The 17,685-nt window shown below is 60.6% G+C and carries 12 protein-coding genes, 1 tRNA gene and 2 pseudogenes; 7 read left to right on the plus strand and 8 right to left on the minus strand.

Annotation, left to right across the window (positions count from 1 at the left end; all coding sequences use genetic code 11):
- Positions 1 to 28: 28 nt before the first annotated feature.
- The 6 genes and pseudogenes from K2W81_RS15420 to K2W81_RS15445 all read right to left on the minus strand — a co-directional run bounded on the left by K2W81_RS15420 (position 29) and on the right by K2W81_RS15445 (position 5,567).
- Positions 29 to 823 (minus strand): DUF547 domain-containing protein, encoded by a 795-nt coding sequence (locus K2W81_RS15420; RefSeq protein ID WP_294106078.1) that lies wholly within the window; start codon positions 821 to 823, stop codon positions 29 to 31.
- A 3-nt stretch (positions 824 to 826) separates the two neighbouring features.
- Positions 827 to 2,980, minus strand: a complete 2,154-nt coding sequence (locus K2W81_RS15425) for an FAD-dependent oxidoreductase (protein ID WP_294106081.1) — start codon at positions 2,978 to 2,980, stop codon at positions 827 to 829.
- A 142-nt stretch (positions 2,981 to 3,122) separates the two neighbouring features.
- Positions 3,123 to 3,551, minus strand: a pseudogene (locus K2W81_RS15430) (transposase); the annotation flags it as partial.
- Between the two features lie 193 nt (positions 3,552 to 3,744).
- Positions 3,745 to 4,146, minus strand: coding sequence for a hypothetical protein (locus K2W81_RS15435; RefSeq protein ID WP_294106083.1), 402 nt, complete (start codon positions 4,144 to 4,146; stop codon positions 3,745 to 3,747).
- Between the two features lie 288 nt (positions 4,147 to 4,434).
- Positions 4,435 to 4,629, minus strand: a pseudogene (locus K2W81_RS15440) (hypothetical protein); the annotation flags it as partial.
- Between the two features lie 856 nt (positions 4,630 to 5,485).
- A tRNA-Lys gene (locus tag K2W81_RS15445) sits at positions 5,486 to 5,567 on the minus strand.
- A 94-nt stretch (positions 5,568 to 5,661) separates the two neighbouring features.
- On the opposite strand from K2W81_RS15445, the gene K2W81_RS15450 reads away from it, so the two are divergent.
- Positions 5,662 to 6,933, plus strand: coding sequence for a site-specific integrase (locus K2W81_RS15450; protein WP_294106086.1), 1,272 nt, complete (start codon positions 5,662 to 5,664; stop codon positions 6,931 to 6,933).
- Between the two features lie 87 nt (positions 6,934 to 7,020).
- Here the strand turns inward: K2W81_RS15450 and K2W81_RS15455 are convergent, their stop codons facing one another.
- Positions 7,021 to 7,677 (minus strand): transglycosylase SLT domain-containing protein, encoded by a 657-nt coding sequence (locus tag K2W81_RS15455; protein ID WP_294106089.1) that lies wholly within the window; start codon positions 7,675 to 7,677, stop codon positions 7,021 to 7,023.
- 124 nt (positions 7,678 to 7,801) lie between these two features.
- Here K2W81_RS15455 and K2W81_RS15460 point away from each other — a divergent pair, with 124 nt between their 5' ends.
- The 4 genes from K2W81_RS15460 to K2W81_RS15475 are packed head-to-tail and all read left to right on the plus strand — an operon-like array spanning position 7,802 to position 14,214.
- Positions 7,802 to 8,731: a toprim domain-containing protein gene (locus tag K2W81_RS15460; protein ID WP_294106092.1), complete on the plus strand. Its 930-nt coding sequence runs from the start codon at positions 7,802 to 7,804 to the stop codon at positions 8,729 to 8,731.
- Positions 8,732 to 8,771: 40 nt separating this feature from the next.
- On the plus strand, positions 8,772 to 13,016 hold the full coding sequence (locus tag K2W81_RS15465) for a strawberry notch family protein (RefSeq protein WP_294106095.1): 4,245 nt from the start codon (positions 8,772 to 8,774) through the stop codon (positions 13,014 to 13,016).
- A 53-nt stretch (positions 13,017 to 13,069) separates the two neighbouring features.
- Positions 13,070 to 13,483, plus strand: a complete 414-nt coding sequence (locus tag K2W81_RS15470; protein ID WP_279332112.1) for an MbcA/ParS/Xre antitoxin family protein — start codon at positions 13,070 to 13,072, stop codon at positions 13,481 to 13,483.
- On the plus strand, positions 13,480 to 14,214 hold the full coding sequence (locus K2W81_RS15475; protein ID WP_294106108.1) for an RES family NAD+ phosphorylase: 735 nt from the start codon (positions 13,480 to 13,482) through the stop codon (positions 14,212 to 14,214). The genes K2W81_RS15470 and K2W81_RS15475 overlap by 4 nt, the downstream gene beginning before the upstream one ends.
- 65 nt (positions 14,215 to 14,279) lie before the next feature.
- On the opposite strand, the gene K2W81_RS15480 is transcribed toward K2W81_RS15475, so the two are convergent.
- Positions 14,280 to 14,792, minus strand: coding sequence for a hypothetical protein (locus K2W81_RS15480; protein WP_294106111.1), 513 nt, complete (start codon positions 14,790 to 14,792; stop codon positions 14,280 to 14,282).
- A 266-nt stretch (positions 14,793 to 15,058) separates the two neighbouring features.
- Here K2W81_RS15480 and K2W81_RS15485 point away from each other — a divergent pair, with 266 nt between their 5' ends.
- Both K2W81_RS15485 and K2W81_RS15490 read left to right on the plus strand, forming a co-directional pair.
- Entirely contained in the window at positions 15,059 to 15,706 is a 648-nt protein-coding gene (locus tag K2W81_RS15485) for a hypothetical protein (protein WP_124811559.1), read from the plus strand.
- A gap of 178 nt (positions 15,707 to 15,884) precedes the next feature.
- On the plus strand, positions 15,885 to 17,685 hold a 1,801-nt coding region (locus tag K2W81_RS15490), incomplete at its 3' end, for a hypothetical protein (RefSeq protein WP_294106118.1).

Consider the following 17,685-nt stretch of genomic DNA (forward strand, 5'->3'; position numbering starts at 1 on the left):
CCGCGCCGATGGGGCAAAGCGGGGACGGTCATCCGGCCTTGTTGAGCTGCCAATTATAATCGAGAAAGCTGACGCTCAGCTGCCCGGTCTTCGCCTTGGCGGCAGCAGCGGGGCTGAGGCCGAGGCTGTCGGCATAGAGCGCGAAAAAGGCGGGCAGGGTCTTGGCACCGCGCCAGCCCTTTTCGAAATCACCGCGATACCATTTGAAAATGCTCGATACCGCGACGCCGTCGCCCTGAACGCGGTTGCGCGTGTGATCGCCCAGAAATCCCTTGGCCGCCGCGTCGAGCTGTGCGTCGAGCGTCGCGCCGCGAAACGCCGCACGCCCCAGCGCCGGACAGCCGATGCTCGCGCAATTGACCGCAAAATGGATGCGCGGATCATTGTAGCGCCCGCTGCCCCGGATCATCCCATGCTCGATCGCGTCGAGCGAGATCGTTTCGCCGAACAGGCTGATGAACGGTTTGGCCCATGGCCCCTGAAACAGCGTCCCCAGATCCTTGATCGATTTGACATTGGGATAGGCGGTCAGGATCAGTTCAACGGTCGCCGCATTGTAGACGTTGATCAGGAAAGCGAGCTGATCAGGCTTCGACCAGCCATCGAACGTCGCCCGGCTGACCTTGCCCGCACCGGCCAGATAGGTCTTCAGCGCGGCCCGGTCGCGGGCCATGCCGTCATAGCGGACCTGCGACGCGACGCCGCCGCGCACAGCCACGACGTTGCGCTTTAACAGCCCGTCCCAGGCGGCGTGCTCAAAGCCCTGCGCCTGCGCCGAAACCGGCAACAGCATCAGCAACAACGCGATCATGATTCGACGCATCGCTTATCCTCTCATCCAGCGGTGATAGCGTTCGAGCCAGCGCAAAATGCCTTGCGGGGCATGCGCCCGTTTCCATTCGCCCGCGACATATTTGTTGGCCTCGGCCATGGTGGGGTAGGTGTGGATCGTGCCGAGAATTTTGTTCAGCCCCAGCCCGTGCTTCATCGCCAGCACATATTCGGCGAGCAGGTCGCCGGCATGTTCGCCGACAATCGTCACGCCCAATATCTTGTCCTTGCCCGGTGGGGTCAGCACCTTGATGAAGCCCGTCGTGGCGCCGTCGGCGATGGCGCGGTCGAGCTCGTGCAGCGGATAGGTCGCGATTTCATAGGCGACGCCCTTTTCCTTGGCTTCCGATTCGCTCAAGCCAACGCGCGCGACTTCGGGGTCGGTGAAGGTTGCCCAAGGGATCACGCGGTAATCGGCCTTGAACTTGCGGAACCGCCCGAACAGCGCGTTGACGGCGGCAAACCACGCCTGATGCGCCGCGACATGGGTGAACTGATACGGCCCGGCGACATCGCCTGCCGCATAGATATTGGGATAGAGCGTCTGGAGATACTCGTTGGTGATCACGGTCTTGCCCGTCTCGATCCCCAGCGCTTCCAGCCCATAGCCGGTCAGTCGTGCGGTGCGGCCGACCGCGACGATCAGATAATCGAAGCCGATCTCGGCCGCCGCGCCGTCCGTCTCGACGACCAGAAACTGGCCATCATCGCGCCGTTCGCAGCGCACCGCGCGCGTGTTGGTGCGTACATCCATTCCCTCGCCACGGAACCGAGCCTCGATCAGCGTCGAGACGTCCGCATCCTCGCGCGCCATGATTCGCGGCGCCATTTCGACCTGGGTGACGTGCGCGCCCAGCCGGGCGAAGCTTTGCGCCAATTCGCAGCCGATCGGCCCGCCACCGAGCACGACGATCCGCCCCGGCAGCGTGTCGAGCGCGGCGAACCGGTCCCACATCGTGTCGCTGGTGACATAATCGACGCTGTCCAGCCCCGGCAGCGGCGGCACGAAGGGCGAACCACCCGCCGCGATCACGATCGATCGCGTCGTCAGCCGCTGCTCACCGCCATCATTGCGCTTGATCGACACCGTCCATGGATCGACGATCGTCGCATAGCCTTCGACAACATCGACCCCGAGCCCGGTATAGCGCTCAACGCTGTCGTGCGGCTCGATATCGCGGATCACCTGCTGCACCCGCGCCATAACGGCGGGGAAGGGGACGGCCGGCTCGGCGTCGGCGAGGCCATAATGCCCTGCGTGGCGGGTTTGGTGCGCGAGTTTGGCACTGCGGATCAGCGCCTTGCTCGGCACGCAGCCGAAGTTCAGGCAATCGCCCCCCATTTTGTGCGCTTCGACGATCGTGACCTTCGCCTTCACGGTCGCCGCGATATAGGCCGAGACCAGCCCGCCCGCGCCCGCGCCGATCACCACCAAATTGCGGTCATAGCGCTTGGGCCGTGTCCATTTGGCATAGACTTGCCGCGCCTTGACCCAGCCGACGATCGCCCGCGCGATCCACGGAAAGACGCCGAGCGCGACAAACGACGCGATCAGCCCCGGCGAGGCAATGCCCGCCAGCGAATTGATCTTCGCGAGCTGCGTGCCGGCGTTGACGAACACCAGGGTCCCCGCGAACATCCCGAGCTGGCTGACGATGTAGAATGTCAGCGCGCGGATCGTCGTCAGCCCCATCAACAGGTTGACGAGGAAGAAAGGGAAGGCGGGGACCAGCCGCAGCGTGAACAGATAAAAGGCGCCGTCGCGCGCAACGCCCGCATCAATCGCACGCAGCCGATCGCCGAAGCGCGCGCGCACGACATCGCGAAACAGATAGCGCGAGGCGAAGAAGGCGAGCGTCGCGCCGATGGACGACGCGAACGACACAATCACCGTGCCGACCACCAGCCCGAACAAGGCGCCCGCCGCCAGCGTCAGGATCGCCGCCCCAGGCAGCGAGGCACCCGCGACCGCGACATAGATCAGGAAAAACGCCGCAATCACGACGAACGGCGTCTGCCGGTAATAGTCGGCGAAGTCGGCCTGGCTCGACTTCAAGGCATCAAGCGTCAGATAATGGCCGAGATTGAAATAGAAAAAGGCGCAAATGATGGCCGCGAGCGGGATCAGGATCAGCAGTCGTTTGAACATTTGTCATCCCTCGGTTTCTTCGGGGGTAGCATTGGCGCAAAGCCTGGCCAACGGCTAAACCCCGCACCGCACGATACCGGGCCGATAACGGCTTTTCTGCGCCCATCTTGCTGTTTTTCAGCGGCGGGGCCCTGCATATGAACAGCTCGGTGCGCTGGGCCACGAGCATCGCGCGCGCTTCATGCTGCATGAGCATGGCCTGGTTGGCGATAGAGCGCACCTTCACGAAGCGCAGGCCGGGCCGCGGCAGCGTCTCGTGGATCGCGGCGGCATCGTTGGCATCGTTTTTCTGGCGCGTGACGAAAGGCTTCACACAGGCCGGCGGGATCAGCTTCACATCATGGCCCGGCGCGATCAGCTCGCGGCCCCAGTGATGCGCCGAACCGCTGGCTTCCATGCCGACAAGGCACGGCGGCTGCGCAGCGAAAAACGGCAGGACATCGCGCCGGTGTAGCGCCTTGGCGACAATCACCTTGCCGTCTGAATCGACCGCGTGAACCTGAAACACGTGCTTGGCCAGATCGAGGCCGACACGGGTGACAACCGAAACATCGGCGCCTGATTTGCTGATGGGATGGTGCTCCTTTGGTGGACCGTTCACAGTCACACCGTGGAGATTGGATCACCCCGAATCAAACCCGCAACAGAGCGCCGTCCACACCATCACCGTAATTCATACAGGCACATGGAATTGTCAATTTAGAGGTTTTCGTATCTGTCATCGTAACCCCCCAATTTGTCAATTAAGTGCACTGTCCCCGCAACTACAGCCGTGATACGGGATCATACCCGTAATTCGTCACCGTGCCATTGCCGCGCGTGAGGCTGGTCCGACGCCCGAGGTCGTCGTAGCTGTAGCTCGCCAGCTCCGTCGTGCCATTTTCGCGGACCGCCGTCATGTTGCCGGTGATATCATAGTCATAGGTCGCGTAGAAGCCGTCGCTCCACGTCACCCGCGTGCGCCTGCCCGCCGAATCATATTGCGAGGCAATCGACCCGATCGTCTGCGCCTCGCTTGTCATCCGACCGAGCGCATCATAGCCGATCGTGCTGGTCACGCCGTCACTTGGGCGAGCGATGGCGGTTGTTCGGCCAAGCAGATCATAGCTGTAGGCGACCGGCCCGTCCGGTGGTCTAGTCGCCTGGTTGTGCTGTTTGAGAGTCAATCGACCCAGCGCATCATAGCTATAGCTGATCGTCTGCCCATCGCGTCCGCAGAATACGGGCGCGAAAGGTCACAAAAGTCACGACCATCCCAGGGGGGCAGGCCATCGCGGTGCCGCGCGGGCGGCGAGTCGGGTTCGATTGTCAAAGAGCGCGCGGCGAGCGTTGCAGAGGTTTTCCGACATTGGAAGGGGGATGGGGCGCGGCTATGGGTTGCGAGTTCGAGGGCAGGCGCCGCCTCGCCAAGCCACAGCCCAGGCCAGAGTTAGGTATTATGTCCCCAGAATTCATGCCGAACCGCTGGCTTCCATCCCGACAAGGCAAGGCGGCAGCGCAGCGAAGAACGGCAGGACATCGCGCCGACGTAGCGCCTTGGCGACAATCACCTTGCCGCCTGTATCGACTGCATGGACCTGAAACACGTGCTTGGCCAGATCAAGGCCGACACTGGTGACAACCGAAACATCGGCAGCTATTTTGCTCATGTGGATGGTGCTCCTTTGGTGGACCGTTGACAGTCACACCGTGGAGATCGGATCACGCCGAATCAAACCCGCAACAGAGCGCCGTCCACACCATCACCGTAATCGAGAACTCAAACTTTTGTATAAGCCATGGCCAACCATGCCGAGGAATAAAAACAATATTACAAGAAGAAGCTGTATGGCTGCGTTCTTTTCGAATGGAACGGAAATTGCAGAAAGTACGCATAGTACGAATGAAATCGCAGATGCCGTCCGAATTTCTAACGCTGTCATGTCTCTATCCTAATCGCAATACGCAAGACGCCCTATAACTCCTCCAAAAGCGAGAACGGCACCAATCCCCCTAGAGGTTGCCCCGAAAGCTGCAAGTACAGGACTAGCTGGTGTTGGCACAAGTGCCAAAATACCTGCTGAGCCTCCGATCACTCCTAATGCAGAGCCAGCTACAGTTGCTCCAGTTGAGATTGCGCATGCTTGTTGGCGTCAGGAGTTCTGGGGACATAATACCTAACTCTGCCCTTTGGCCTCGGCTGTGGCTTGGCGAGGCGGCGCCTGCCCTCGAACTCGCAACCGATAGCCGCGCCCGATCCCCCTTCCAATGTCGGAAAACCTCTGCAACGCTCGCCGCGCGCTCTTTGACAATCGAACCCGATTCGCCGCCCGCGCGGCACCGCGATGGCCCGACCCCCCTGGGATGGTCGTGACTTTTGTAACCTTTCGCGCCCGAATCCTGCGACCGCGATAGCGATCAGCCCAACGCGCTCACGTCAACAGCTGTGTGATTACCCGGTGCTGACGTGGCACCCCGGTCATGCACCGCTGCTCTCACAAAAATCAGTTAAGTGCCTGAAAAATATGGTGGACGCACTTGGGCTCGAACCAAGGACCCGCTGATTAAGAGCCATGATCAGAGGGTCCTAGCGCGTCCGCATGTGTCCAAAAATGGCGGAATTCTGGGATTCAGAGTCCGCATTGTTCTTGAAATGTTCGCCAGTATCCACTACAAAAAGCTACCTAAGGTAGCAGGTACATATGGCGAACAAAGTAGGATTGACGGACGCTAAGATCGCAGGACTGAAGGCGCCGACTGCGGGTCAAATTGAGCTCGCCGATGGTATCGTCCCCGGCCTTAGGCTCCGCATGGGTGCCAGTGGTATCAAGACGTACATTCTGCGCAAGCGGGTTCAGGGCAAATGGTTGAATGTGACCATCGGACGCCATGTTCCGAGTTTTACATTGGCCCATGCCCGCAAGAAGGCGCGCGATCTGCTTGTCGATGTCGAGCAGGGCAAGAGCATCGCCAGAAAAGCGGGCGCAAAAAGGAAAGGATCGAAAGGCGTCGGGACAGTCGCAGAGCTCTACGAGACGTACCTTGCTCAGCAGATCGAGGGCAAAAAGCGGAGCGCGAGGGAGTTCGATCGGGTCTTCCGAAAGTATATTGAGCCCGAGATTGGAGACCGGCTCGCGGACTCCATTACCCGAAGTGACGTGAGCCGCTTCGTGGAGAAGATTGCGTTTGAGCGGGGCAAGGAAACCCTGACGATGGCGCGCATCGTGTATCGCCATCTTTCGACCTTCTACACGTGGGCGCTCACTAGACTTGAGCACATGCCAGCCAACCCCTGCCGGGATGCGTGGCGCCCGAAGCGGAATGAACCTCGAGATCGTGTACTGAGCGACCGCGAGCTAGCGGCACTATGGCAGTCTGCCGTCGAGGATGGCTATCCATTCGGTCATCTTGTGCAGATGCTTGTCCTTACGGCTCAGCGCCGGGGCGAGGTGCTCGATGCAGCGTGCGACGAGTTCGATTTCAAGGCGAAAGTCTGGACAGTTCCGGGCGACCGAGCGAAAAACGGCAAGGCGAATGTGGTGCCGCTATCCGCGCAGGCCCTGGCAGTCATCACCGAGATATTCATGGCGGCTGGCATCGACCCCGACGAGGCCCACAAGCAATCCCAGATCCTGTTGGCATCGAAGGTCACCAATACGAACAGCGTCAGCGGACTATCGAAGGCCTGGAAGCGGATCAGAGCAAGCGTGGACGAGAAGCTCGGTTATGAGGCCGGTCACTTCACAATGCATGATATTCGACGGACGGTGGCAACTGGTCTCCAGCGTCTTGGCATACCCTTGGTGGTTTCTGAGGCGGTCCTCAATCACCAGTCAGGATCAGCTATGGCTGGCGTCGCTGGGGTCTATCACCGTCACCAGTATACCAACGAGAAACGCGAGGCGTTGGCGTTGTGGGGTAAGGAGGTAATGCAGATCGCAGCCAAGTACCCAGCCGAGGCCAAAGGCGGCTAATCTCAAAGGGGATCTCACCCGCTACAAAACCAGCCCGCCCGAAACCGCAGGACGATGGACCCTGCTCCGGCCATTTCGAGCCGATCTCTAGAAGCGCCAATGGCGAAGGACGTCGCGGACATATCCGGGCGTCTCGCCATTGCGGGGAATGCCGCCTGCGCGTTCTACCGCCCCTGGACCGGCATTGTAGGCAGCCACTGCGAGGTGAACCACGCCGAACTTGTCGAGCATCTGCCGCAGATACCGCGCAGCGCCGAAGATGTTAGCCATAGGATCGAAGCGATTGAAGACCCCGAGTTCTTTTGCCGTTGCGGGCATCAGCTGCCCAAGCCCCGCAGCGCCCGCCGGACTGACGGCCAAAGGGTTGTAGCGTGATTCCGTCCAAACGAGTGCATCGAGCAGGCCGGCAGGCAGTGAATACTTCGCTTCCGCCGCATAGATGTGGGGCAGGTAGCTTGCTCGCCTGAAGCCGGATGGGCCAGGTTGGGCCTTTGGCTCGTATCTGTAGGGCAGGTTGACCCGACCATTTTGCGGCACAGTCATAACAGGTGCCGGGTCGTCTTGGGCAGATCGCCAGAGCCCATGTTCGACCAGCTGGAAGCCGTTCGATGTTTCAGCGATCCGAAACCCTTCGGAGTGGTTGGCGGGCACTTCGATTGTGGCTGGCGCGGGCAAATCCTGGGCTCTGGCGGGGATAGCAGAGGTGATCGCGATGCCTGCGATCAAGATAGCTTTCATTGTCATTTCTCGATCCTTGTATAGCCGAATCGAGTGAGAACATATAAAGAACATGTGACGTAGGAAAATGGTTTGGCGCTGGTGCAGAGCGGAGGCTGCACGGGGCGGGCACTGCAACCGGAGTAGGACGATGCCCCCGTTAAACAATGCTCATCAACTCGAACGCCGCGCCCGCACCATCGTCGAGAGCCTTCAGGGTACATGGCGTAGGGGCAAAGGCATGTGCTGCTGCCCCGCTCACGACGATCGTACTCCATCGCTGAGTGTGACCCTGGGGCGCAAAGCCATCCTGTTTCATTGCTTCGCGGGATGTCCGAATGAGGATGTCATTGCGGCACTGGATCGCCAGGGCGTTCGCAGCCGCGACCTTTTCAACGGCGCAGACGCCAGGAGCATCGAGCGGCAAAGTCATGGCGATTTCAGCCCCAATGCACGGCGCTTGTGGCAATCGGCTACGGCGATCTCCGACAGCCCTGTCGCACGATACCTTGCGCAGCGCGGTCTTCTGCCCGCAGCCGATCAACTCCGTTACCTGGCGCGCACGCCGCTCGGGCCGCGCGGCACCGCCCAATTTCTCCCCGCGATGCTGGCCGCAGTCACAACCGACATTGGCATCATCGCAGTACACAGGACTTTTCTCGACATCGGAAGCAGCAAGTTGGCAGGCTTTGAGCGGCCCAAGCGTGCACTAGGCAGCCTCGGCTGCGGTGCCGTCAGGCTTGCGCCTGCAAAGCAGGGGCGTCTGGGCCTTGCCGAAGGTATCGAGAGCGCCCTGTCAGCAATGCAGCTTTTCGGGATCCCATGCTGGGCAACACTCGGGAACGAGCGCTTCGGCCTTGTTGCGATCCCGGAAAGCGTGCGTGAGCTCTATCTGTTCATCGACAATGACGCCGGGGGCGCTCTCGCAGAGGAGCGAGCGCTGAGGGCATATGCTGCGCCTAATCGTGTCATCCACTCACGAGCACCAGCCTCGCCCGGTTTTGATTGGAACGATGAGTTGAAGTCCCGGCTTGCCGGTAAATCTGATCCGTTGGGCAGAGGGGAGGGGGCCTTTGGCTGATTGAGGCCTGCCAGCCGCAGGACCTCGTCAGGAGGTTCCCATGTTCAATTCGTCTCTTGCCTTTGCCTTCGATGAACCATCACCGCCCGTTGTTGCGATGGCGGCCCAGACCATGGCTTCGGAGTTGGCGGCAGGCCGCACGCTCTCACGCAGCGACATCAGTCGCATCATGACTGCGCACTTTGGAGGGAGCGATGCTCTCGGGCGATGGTCAGTTCGCGATGCTCACGCCGCGATCGAACTTGCGCAAGTTCAATACCTGCAAGCATCGGATCCGATCCGACTCTCGGCCCGGATCGAGGAAGCAGACCGGTTCTTCTGTTCCCTCGAGGCCCGAATTTCGACCCAGACCAATCGCAGTGAAGAGCAGATCGAATGGCAGCAGTTTGCAACGCCACCCCGCCTTGCCTGGCTTGCTGCCCGGGCTTGCGCGCTCGTCGCAGACGAGCTCGTGCTAGAACCGTCGGCCGGAACAGGGATGCTCGCGATCTGGGCCTCCAAGGCGGGCACACGCCTTGCCTTGAACGAAATCTCGCCGCTGCGCCGCGACTGCCTGAGCGCTCTGTTTCCGGCTGCCCGCGTGACCGGGCATGATGCCGAGCTCATCGACGAATTGCTCGATCCGGCCATCGCACCGAGCGTCGTGCTGATGAACCCGCCATATTCTCATGGGATCGAGCGGGGCCACGATGGTCGCACCGGGGGGAGGCATCTGCGCTCGGCCTGGAACAGGCTTGCCCCGGGCGGGCGGCTGGTTGCGATCATGCCTGAATGGTTTGAATGCACCAAGTTTCTGGTGGGGCTGAAGGGGCCAGTGGCTCTGCGGCTCAATGCCGCGGTCGAACGCGCTTTCATCAAGAGCGGCACCGGGATCACCACGCGGCTGCTGGTTCTCGATAAGGTGGAAGGCGCCAATGAGCCTGTCGCTATTCGCACGAACGACTTCCCCCAGCTGGTCGATCTAATCAATGCCTTGCCTGCTCTCGACAGCAGACAGGTAGCCTCTGAACAATCAAACCTCCCGGCTCGTGCGCCGTTCCGTTTGGTAGCCGGCCCGCGCAGACTGCTTCCGGCCCCGGCGAGGATCACGCCTGCAGCGTCGATGGCCATCGGCGCGCTGACCTACGAGGCGCTTGAAATCCCTGCGCCGCTTGGGATCCAAGTCGGCCACTATCTGCCCTATCGACCGAGCAGGATCGTGATCCATGGCGCGGCCGAGCATCCGACGGCGCTGGTTGAGTCCGTTGCCATGGGTTCGATCTCGGCACCCAAGCCAGAGGCGGTGCCGCAGCTTCCGGATGGACTGGTTCCCAAGGGGCTTCTGTCTGCTGCTCAGGCGGAGACCCTGATCTATGCCGCGAGTGCGCATGCGCGCGACCTTCCTGGCCGATTCGAACCGGAGGACAAGGGCTGTTCGCTCAAGGCGTCCGCGGAAGGTCACGTCTACCGGCAAGGCTATTTCCTCGGGGATGGCACCGGCGCTGGTAAGGGCCGCCAGGTCGCGAGCGTCATTCTCGATCGCTGGGTGCGCGGCGAACGCCGCCATATCTGGATTTCGAAGAACGAGGCGCTGCTCGAAGACGCGCGACGCGACTGGGCCGCCCTTGGCGGTCTCCCGATCGACATCCAGCCGCTGTCGTCCTGGAAACTGGGCACCCCCATTGCCATGCGCGACGGGATCCTCTTCGTGACCTATCCGACGCTCCGCTCGGGCCGCAACGACGCAACGCGGCTTGATCAGATCCTCGCCTGGGCAGGTGAAGATTTCGCCGGCGTGATCGTGTTCGACGAAGCGCACGCCATGGCCAACGCCGCCGGCGGGGAAGGATCGCGGGGCAAGGTCAAAGGATCGGAGCAAGGCATTGCCGGGGTGCGTCTGCAGAATCTCCTGCCCCGGGCAAGGGTGCTCTACGCCTCGGCCACCGGAGCGTCCGACGTGAACAACTTCGCCTATGCGACGCGCCTCGGGCTCTGGGGTCCGGAGACCGCGTTTGCGAATCGCGAGGCATTCGTTGCCGATATTCGCGATGGCGGAATTGCAGCAATGGAACTGGTCGCGCGGGATCTCAAATCACTCGGCATCTACACGGCCCGGGCCCTTTCATTCGCCGGTGTCGAATATGAGATCCTCGAGCATTGCCTGACAGAGAATCAGATCGCGGTATACGATTCCTATGCTGATGCCTGGGCGATCATTCACGCCAACCTGCGCGAAGCGCTGGAAGCCACACGGATCGTCGACAGCGAGACTGGCGGGACGCTCAACTCCGGTGCCAAGTCCGCAGCGCTGTCGATCTTCGAGGGAACCAAGCAGCGCTTCTTCGCGCAGCTGCTTCTGTCTATGAAGCTCCCAAGCCTGCTGCCCGCTATCGATACGGCGATTGCCGAAGGGCAGGCCGTGGTCGTGCAACTGGTCTCGACGGCAGAAGCCATGCTCGACCGCCGACTTGCGGACCTATCGAACGAGGAACGCGAAACTCTGGAGATCGACCTGTCCCCGCGGGAATATGTCATCGACTATCTCGCCAAGAGCTTTCCTGTCCGCCTGATGGCGGTGTTCACGGACGAAAACGGCAATCCTCGCTCAGAGCCCATGAGTGACGAGCAAGGCGCACCGGTGCTCTGCCGCTCTGCGCTTGCCGCGCGCGACCGGATGATCGAACAGCTCTGCGCCTTGCCGCCGATTGCCACCGCGCTGGATGCCATCATCGAACGCTTCGGCGTCGAACAGGTAGCGGAAGTCACCGGTCGTACACGCCGGCTCATCGTCGGCCGCGACGGTCGTCAGAAGCTCCAATCGCGGTCGCCGCGCGCCAACGTGTCTGAGACCCAGGCGTTCATGGACGGCGCCAAGCGTATCCTGGTCTTCTCCGATGCCGGTGGAACCGGGCGCAGCTACCACGCTGATCTTACCGCGAGGAACCAGGCCCGCCGTGTCCACTTCCTCCTCGAGCCGGGCTGGCGGGCGGACGCCGCAATCCAGGGGCTTGGCCGGACCAATCGCACCAACCAGGCATCAGCCCCGCTGTTCAGGCCGGTGACCACCGACGTGCGCGGCGAGCGCCGGTTCATCTCGACTATCGCGCGGCGACTGGACAGTCTTGGCGCTCTGACGCGCGGGCAGCGCCAGACCGGCGGACAGAACCTGTTTGATCCTGCCGACAATCTCGAAAGCATCTACGCCAAGGAAGCGCTCCATCGCTGGTTCGGGTTGTTGTTCACCGGCAAGCTTGAAGCGGTCAGCCTTGGACGATTTCAGGAGCTGACAGGCCTGCGGATTGAAGCGCCTGACGGGTCGATGGTCGATGACCTACCGTCGATCCAGCGGTGGCTCAATCGCATCCTGGCGCTTCCTATCGCCCTGCAGAACGCGATATTTGACGAGTTCATGGGACTGGCCGAAGCGCGCATCGATGCTGCGCGGCAGGCTGGCACACTCGATCTCGGCCTCGAAACCATCGCAGTCGAGGAGTTCACGATCCTGTCGGACACGTTGCTGCGCACGGATCCGGCATCGGGCGCGACCACCCATCTGCTGGAATTGGAAATTGCCAGAGCCCTGAAGCCGCTCACGCTCAAGCGGCTCGAGGAGCTTCACGGCATCGCTGGGCAGCGGCAGCGGCTTGTGTGGAATGCCCGTTCAGGACGGGTCGCATTGCTGGTGCCCGCTCGCAGCATTCTTGCCGATGACGGCACACGCGTGACCCGCTTCGAATTACTGCGCCCGCTCAAGCGCAGTCACATCACCGAGGATCAGTTGGCGGAGAGCAGCTGGGAGGATATTGCCATCGACGTCTTCCGCAATGCCTGGTCAACCGAGGTCGCGGAGGCGCAAACCAGCCACAAGCGCGAGCACCTCTATCTTGCGACGGGCCTCCTCTTGCCGGTCTGGGACAAGCTTCCTTCGGATTTCGTGAGGGTTAGCCGCATCTCGGCGGCGGATGGTCGTTCGCTCCTCGGCCGGGAGGTTCCTGTCCATTCTGTTCCGGAACTGTGCCGGGCGCTGGGTCTGGAACGCGAGCAAACGCTCTCCGCCGATGACATCATCCAGACCGTCCTGGCAAATGGCCGGGCCATGGAATTGGCCAGCCGCGAAAAGCTCATGGTCAAATGCAGCCTGGTCAATGGCTCACAGCGACTTGAACTCACCGGATGGAGTGTTGCTCGGCTCGACTGGTACAAGGCGCAAGGCTGCTTTACCGAGATAATCCGCTACCAGACACGGCTGTTCGTGCCGATCGAAGGCGCAGCGAGCGTGATTGCCAGACTGGCATCATCGGCATAGTTCCTTGCCAAATGGCATTATTCAGAATATATCATGCCATATGGAGAACTGCCATGCTTGCTCTGCAACCCGTTGATACTGCCGTTACCGCCTTCCGGCCCGATCCGATTACTCAGGACGAGGCAGCTGCCATGTTCCGGGCAGTCCTCAATCTGTTCGGCAAATGGGAACTGACCGACGAGCAGGCGGCAACCCTGCTCGACATGCCGGTTCGATCTTATCGGCGCTGGAAGGCGGAAGGGCCGGGACGCGTCTCGCGCGATGGGCGTGCTCGTCTCTCCAACCTCATGGGGATTCACAAGGCGCTCCGGATCATCTTCTCGGAGGCGACCCGTGGTTATGCCTGGATCAGGGCGACCAACGATGCATTCGGTGGAGTGAGTGGCCTTGACGTGATGCTCGGAGGCGAGCTCACCGACATCATGCGGGTGCGTCGCTACCTCGACGCCGAACGTGGTGGATGGTGAGCGGAACGGCTGATATCCCCGTTTCTCGAGTTGAGTGGAAGGGCGCTGTTCGGATCATCCGCAGTGCCTTTCCGCCCATCGACCTGTTCGAGGACATCGCTGATCCAGCCGACTGGCCGCTTTTGATCTCAGCAGAGCAGAAGACCAATCCTCGCATCATGGCGACGATTGGCAATCTTGACCTCGTTCCAGTCGACCGACGCGTCGGCGGGAACGGCGCTTCCTACCTCATGGCGCCATTCACACATGCCAGCACCGACCGGCCAAGTCGCTTTACCGATGGCAGCTACGGAGTGCTCTATGTTGGCGACCGGTTTGAAACCGCGTTGTTCGAGACGATCCACCACCATGCCCGCTTCATGGCGCGGACAAAGGAAGGGGCTGGATGGACCTCGCAGTTCCGGGAAATCGTCATGGCAGTCGATGCAGACTTGCATGATCTCCGAACTCGGGCGGGGGAGCCGGTTCCGGCGCTCGACCCCGACAGCTACGCGGCATCCCAAGCAGTCTCGCGGCACCTCATGGGCGCGGGATCGAACGGGATTGCCTACCCGAGCATCCGGCATCCCGGTGGGGAATGCGTCGCGCTCTTCTACCCGGACTGCGCGTCGAACCCCCTACAGGGGCGGCACCTCGACTATCACTGGGATGGTGCGCGCGTTGATCTGGTTCGTGATGCCGGATCGGGCGCTGTCTTCCGGATTGTCGATTTGCCGCCCGATCCCGTCTGACCGCATGAGTTGGGCCTCCGACCGAGTGCTGAAGGATCTCTGAGCACAGTGTCCGGCCAGCAGACTCAAATCTGCGAACTAGCCTTCACGAGTTCGTGGAGGACCTTGTCCGGCGAAATCGGCCCCTTGTATAACGGGCTACATGGGGTCTCCGCGAGCTTAGCCGAAATCGCCAAGAGGTCATCATCGTCGCCCTTTTGATAAGCATAGGCGGCGAGCCAGAACTCAGCTTGGCGAACGAACTCATTGAGAATTCCGACGACGCTCCGGTTCGCTGTCTTGGCATACTGGACCTTGTCCATCCGCCAGACTTCCTGGGCAATGAATTCGCTTGGGGCGCCGTGCTCTTTCAGGACCAGCGCCAGCTGCGCAGGGAAGCGTCGAGCAAGCGTCGCCGCTGGTGCTAGCGGCATAAGCACGGGAAGCAGCGTGCGTTCGGAAGCCAGCAAAGCTACTTGCGGCTTCCAGAATAAGGCCGTGGCATACCAGCTGCCGAGCGCGGTGTCGCTTTGCCCAGCCGCAACGATTTCCGGTTTGATCCGATCGAGCAGCTTCTTGGTGCAGTGGAGGTGGAACATCGCGTCGAGGGGATAATGTTATGTGTTCAGCGCGTCCATAGACACCACCGCCTTGTCGCTGGAACGGAAATGACCCGACCAATGCCGGTCTATGAGATCGGCCAGCGCAATCGTCTGCTCCAGACAGTAGCAGTCATTGGGTTAGGTCAGGCACGTCCGACAGCACGTGCCGGTATTTCAGATATTCACGGGGTAGATTCTACTTTCCAAAAGCTGCCATCTGTTCATCTGTGAGAAGCGCTTAATGGCGGATAATAGGAGAGACCGTGAAGGGCTCGATTCAGGCAAACTATGAAGAGCGGCTTTCCCGCTATGTCACGCTCATCCAAGGCGCGGAGCCGCCGGGCCTCGTGCCCAAGCTAGCAGTCTATCGCGAGCTTCTCAGACAGCACAGCATGCACGGGGACCGACTGTGGAAGATCGAGCCGGTCCTCCATCCCTTGATCTTCGCAGCCGAAACCGATCTGTATCTTGCAACAGCGCGACTTCTGGAGGAACCGCGCCGCGCAGAGGGAAGCTTGTTCGCATTCCTTCACTTTTGCATGAAGAACCAAGCGAACATCACATGGAAATCCGGACCGCCACCGGTCGAGGTCCTGGAGAAACAGTTCAACGAGTTGGAATCGCGGCGCAGCACGATCAATGCGATCATGGGACGCCGCGACAAGTTTTTTGCTCATCTCGACAAGCGCTATTTTAAGGAGCCGGCGCGCATCTATGTCGATTATCCGCTGGAAGCGGACGACGTGATCGCACTGGTGAACGCCGTGATTGGGGTGATCACCGAGCACCAGTGGAAGCTGAAGGAGAGCGCCGCCATCAGCGTCGCTGAATTCTATACGATTTGCGTCGATAACATGGTGCGCAATCTTGAGGCTGGCCGCCGAAAGAACTTCCCCGGGCAGCTAGACTGACCCATTAGCCTGTGTTCAGGGCGGGGGCTGGCTTCCACACAAGCGGATGCCAATACAAGTGATGCCAGCCGCCCGAAACGGCCCGGCTTCTGTTCCTCCGGTTCGAGGCGTAAAGATGTAAGCTCGCCGTTCGGCTGAACCAAAGTGTTTGTGCATTGACGAAAATTTGGAGTACTGAATGAAGTTCGCCGAATATGAGAATGGTGGCAAAACACTGTACACGGATTTCGCGGGAGCGGTGGCCGCGATCCTCAATGCGGCGATCGTTGAACATAACGACCTTCGGCTCCAGAACATACAGCACCGTGCAAAGGCCGTTGAATCGTTGCGGGCCAAGCTCGTCAGGGCGGAGGCGTCAGCGGATGCCGCGATCGCCGACTTTGCAAAGGACGTCGCGGGATGCCGGCTTATCTTTTACACGAACGGAGATGTCCACCGCTTTGGGCAAAGTGGCATTTTGCGGGAGAACTTCGCGGTCGATTATGATCGCTCAAAAATCCATTATCCCGACAGCAAGGAAGACGGCGCGGAATTCTTCATCTCTGAAAATTGGGTTGTTACGCTGAGCGATGCGCGCTGCGCGTTACCCGAATATCGACGGTTTGCCGGCTTGCGCTGTGAGATCCAGGTTCAAACCATCCTTGATCACGCTTGGGCCGAGATGGCACACGATACCATCTATAAGCCGATGACCGATGTGGGTTTTGGCGCGGCCAAGGTCGAGGCCATGCGCAAGCGTCTTCGCAAGGTCATGCAGGAGTTTCTTCAGCCGGCGGGCTACGCATTTGACAAGATCGCAAGCGATTATGTCCAGTTGCGTGACGGTAAAGCAATCTTCGACGGCGACGCGCTGGGTGCGATCCAGGCCTGCGTTGACCGCAACTGCCTCAACGACGCTGTCGACAAGTTCTCGAATTATGTGCTGCCCAACTACGATGACTATATTGCGGCCGCTCCCGACATCATAGACACGTTAGCAGGTGCGATCATTCGGGCGCCAGCGATGGCTGATGTGCCGAACATGGCCTTTGGTCGCGAGTATCCCGGAACCAAGAGCGACGCACTGATCACCAAGATCAGCCGCATCTTGGAGAGCGGCTACCTCCTGTATGCCAACCCCGAACGCATGTTCGACGCGCTGATCAAGATGCGCCAAGCTATGACGACTGAAGATGAGCGCAAGCCAATCGACGACCTAACTCGGCGTTTCGCGCAGCACGATCGCCATGCTTGGAAACAGGTAGGGCCTGGCCTCCAACGCCTGCTCGTCGACCGCATCACCAGTTTCGACGACGCTGCGCTCGCGGCAGCATCGCGCAGCGTCATTATCATGCTGCGTGAGGCACTTTCAAGTACGGTGACGGGAACGACGTCGCAGGCAGAGTCCATGATTTTGCATACTGGGTCGGTTGCCGTGACTGAGTACCTCAAGTCGGTTCGGCGCGACGCTCTTAAGCAACTCGAACGCCTGCACGGCATCTTGAACGAGGGAAGTGAGCGCAGAGAGCTACGCCATGCCATGCTTGCGGCTGGCAACACGCCAAACAATTCCGGCTATACCGATCTGCTTGGCGAGGTCATCATGGACGACCTTACCCGCGTGATCGGGTTCTTCACGTCCGTATTGCCCGACCTCGGTTTGGAAGCGAAGCGCCGGGTCGAAGTCGATCTCCACCACCGGTATTATGCGTATCATGCACTGCCGCCAGGAATGGCGGAGAATCCCAAATTAGTGGCCGCTCAGGGACGTCTACTTGAGGCCGTAGCTGCGTGCCGAGCTGTGCTTGATGCGGACCCCGACCTTGATCGTTACCGCTCGCTTGTGGGGCATGACAGCGTTACGCCGATCATGTGGGCGAAGCCGGGCTTTGACTATCAAGCGGCGGCAAGGGAGCGTTCCGACAAGATTGATGCGCTTGTCGCGACTGTTAATGCGGAGAGCGCTGACGAGTGGCTCGTGCGGCTCGAACGATATGTCG

Origin of the sequence: Sphingomonas sp. (assembly GCF_019749955.1) — a bacterium.
Taxonomy (GTDB): Bacteria; Pseudomonadota; Alphaproteobacteria; order Sphingomonadales; family Sphingomonadaceae; genus Sphingomonas.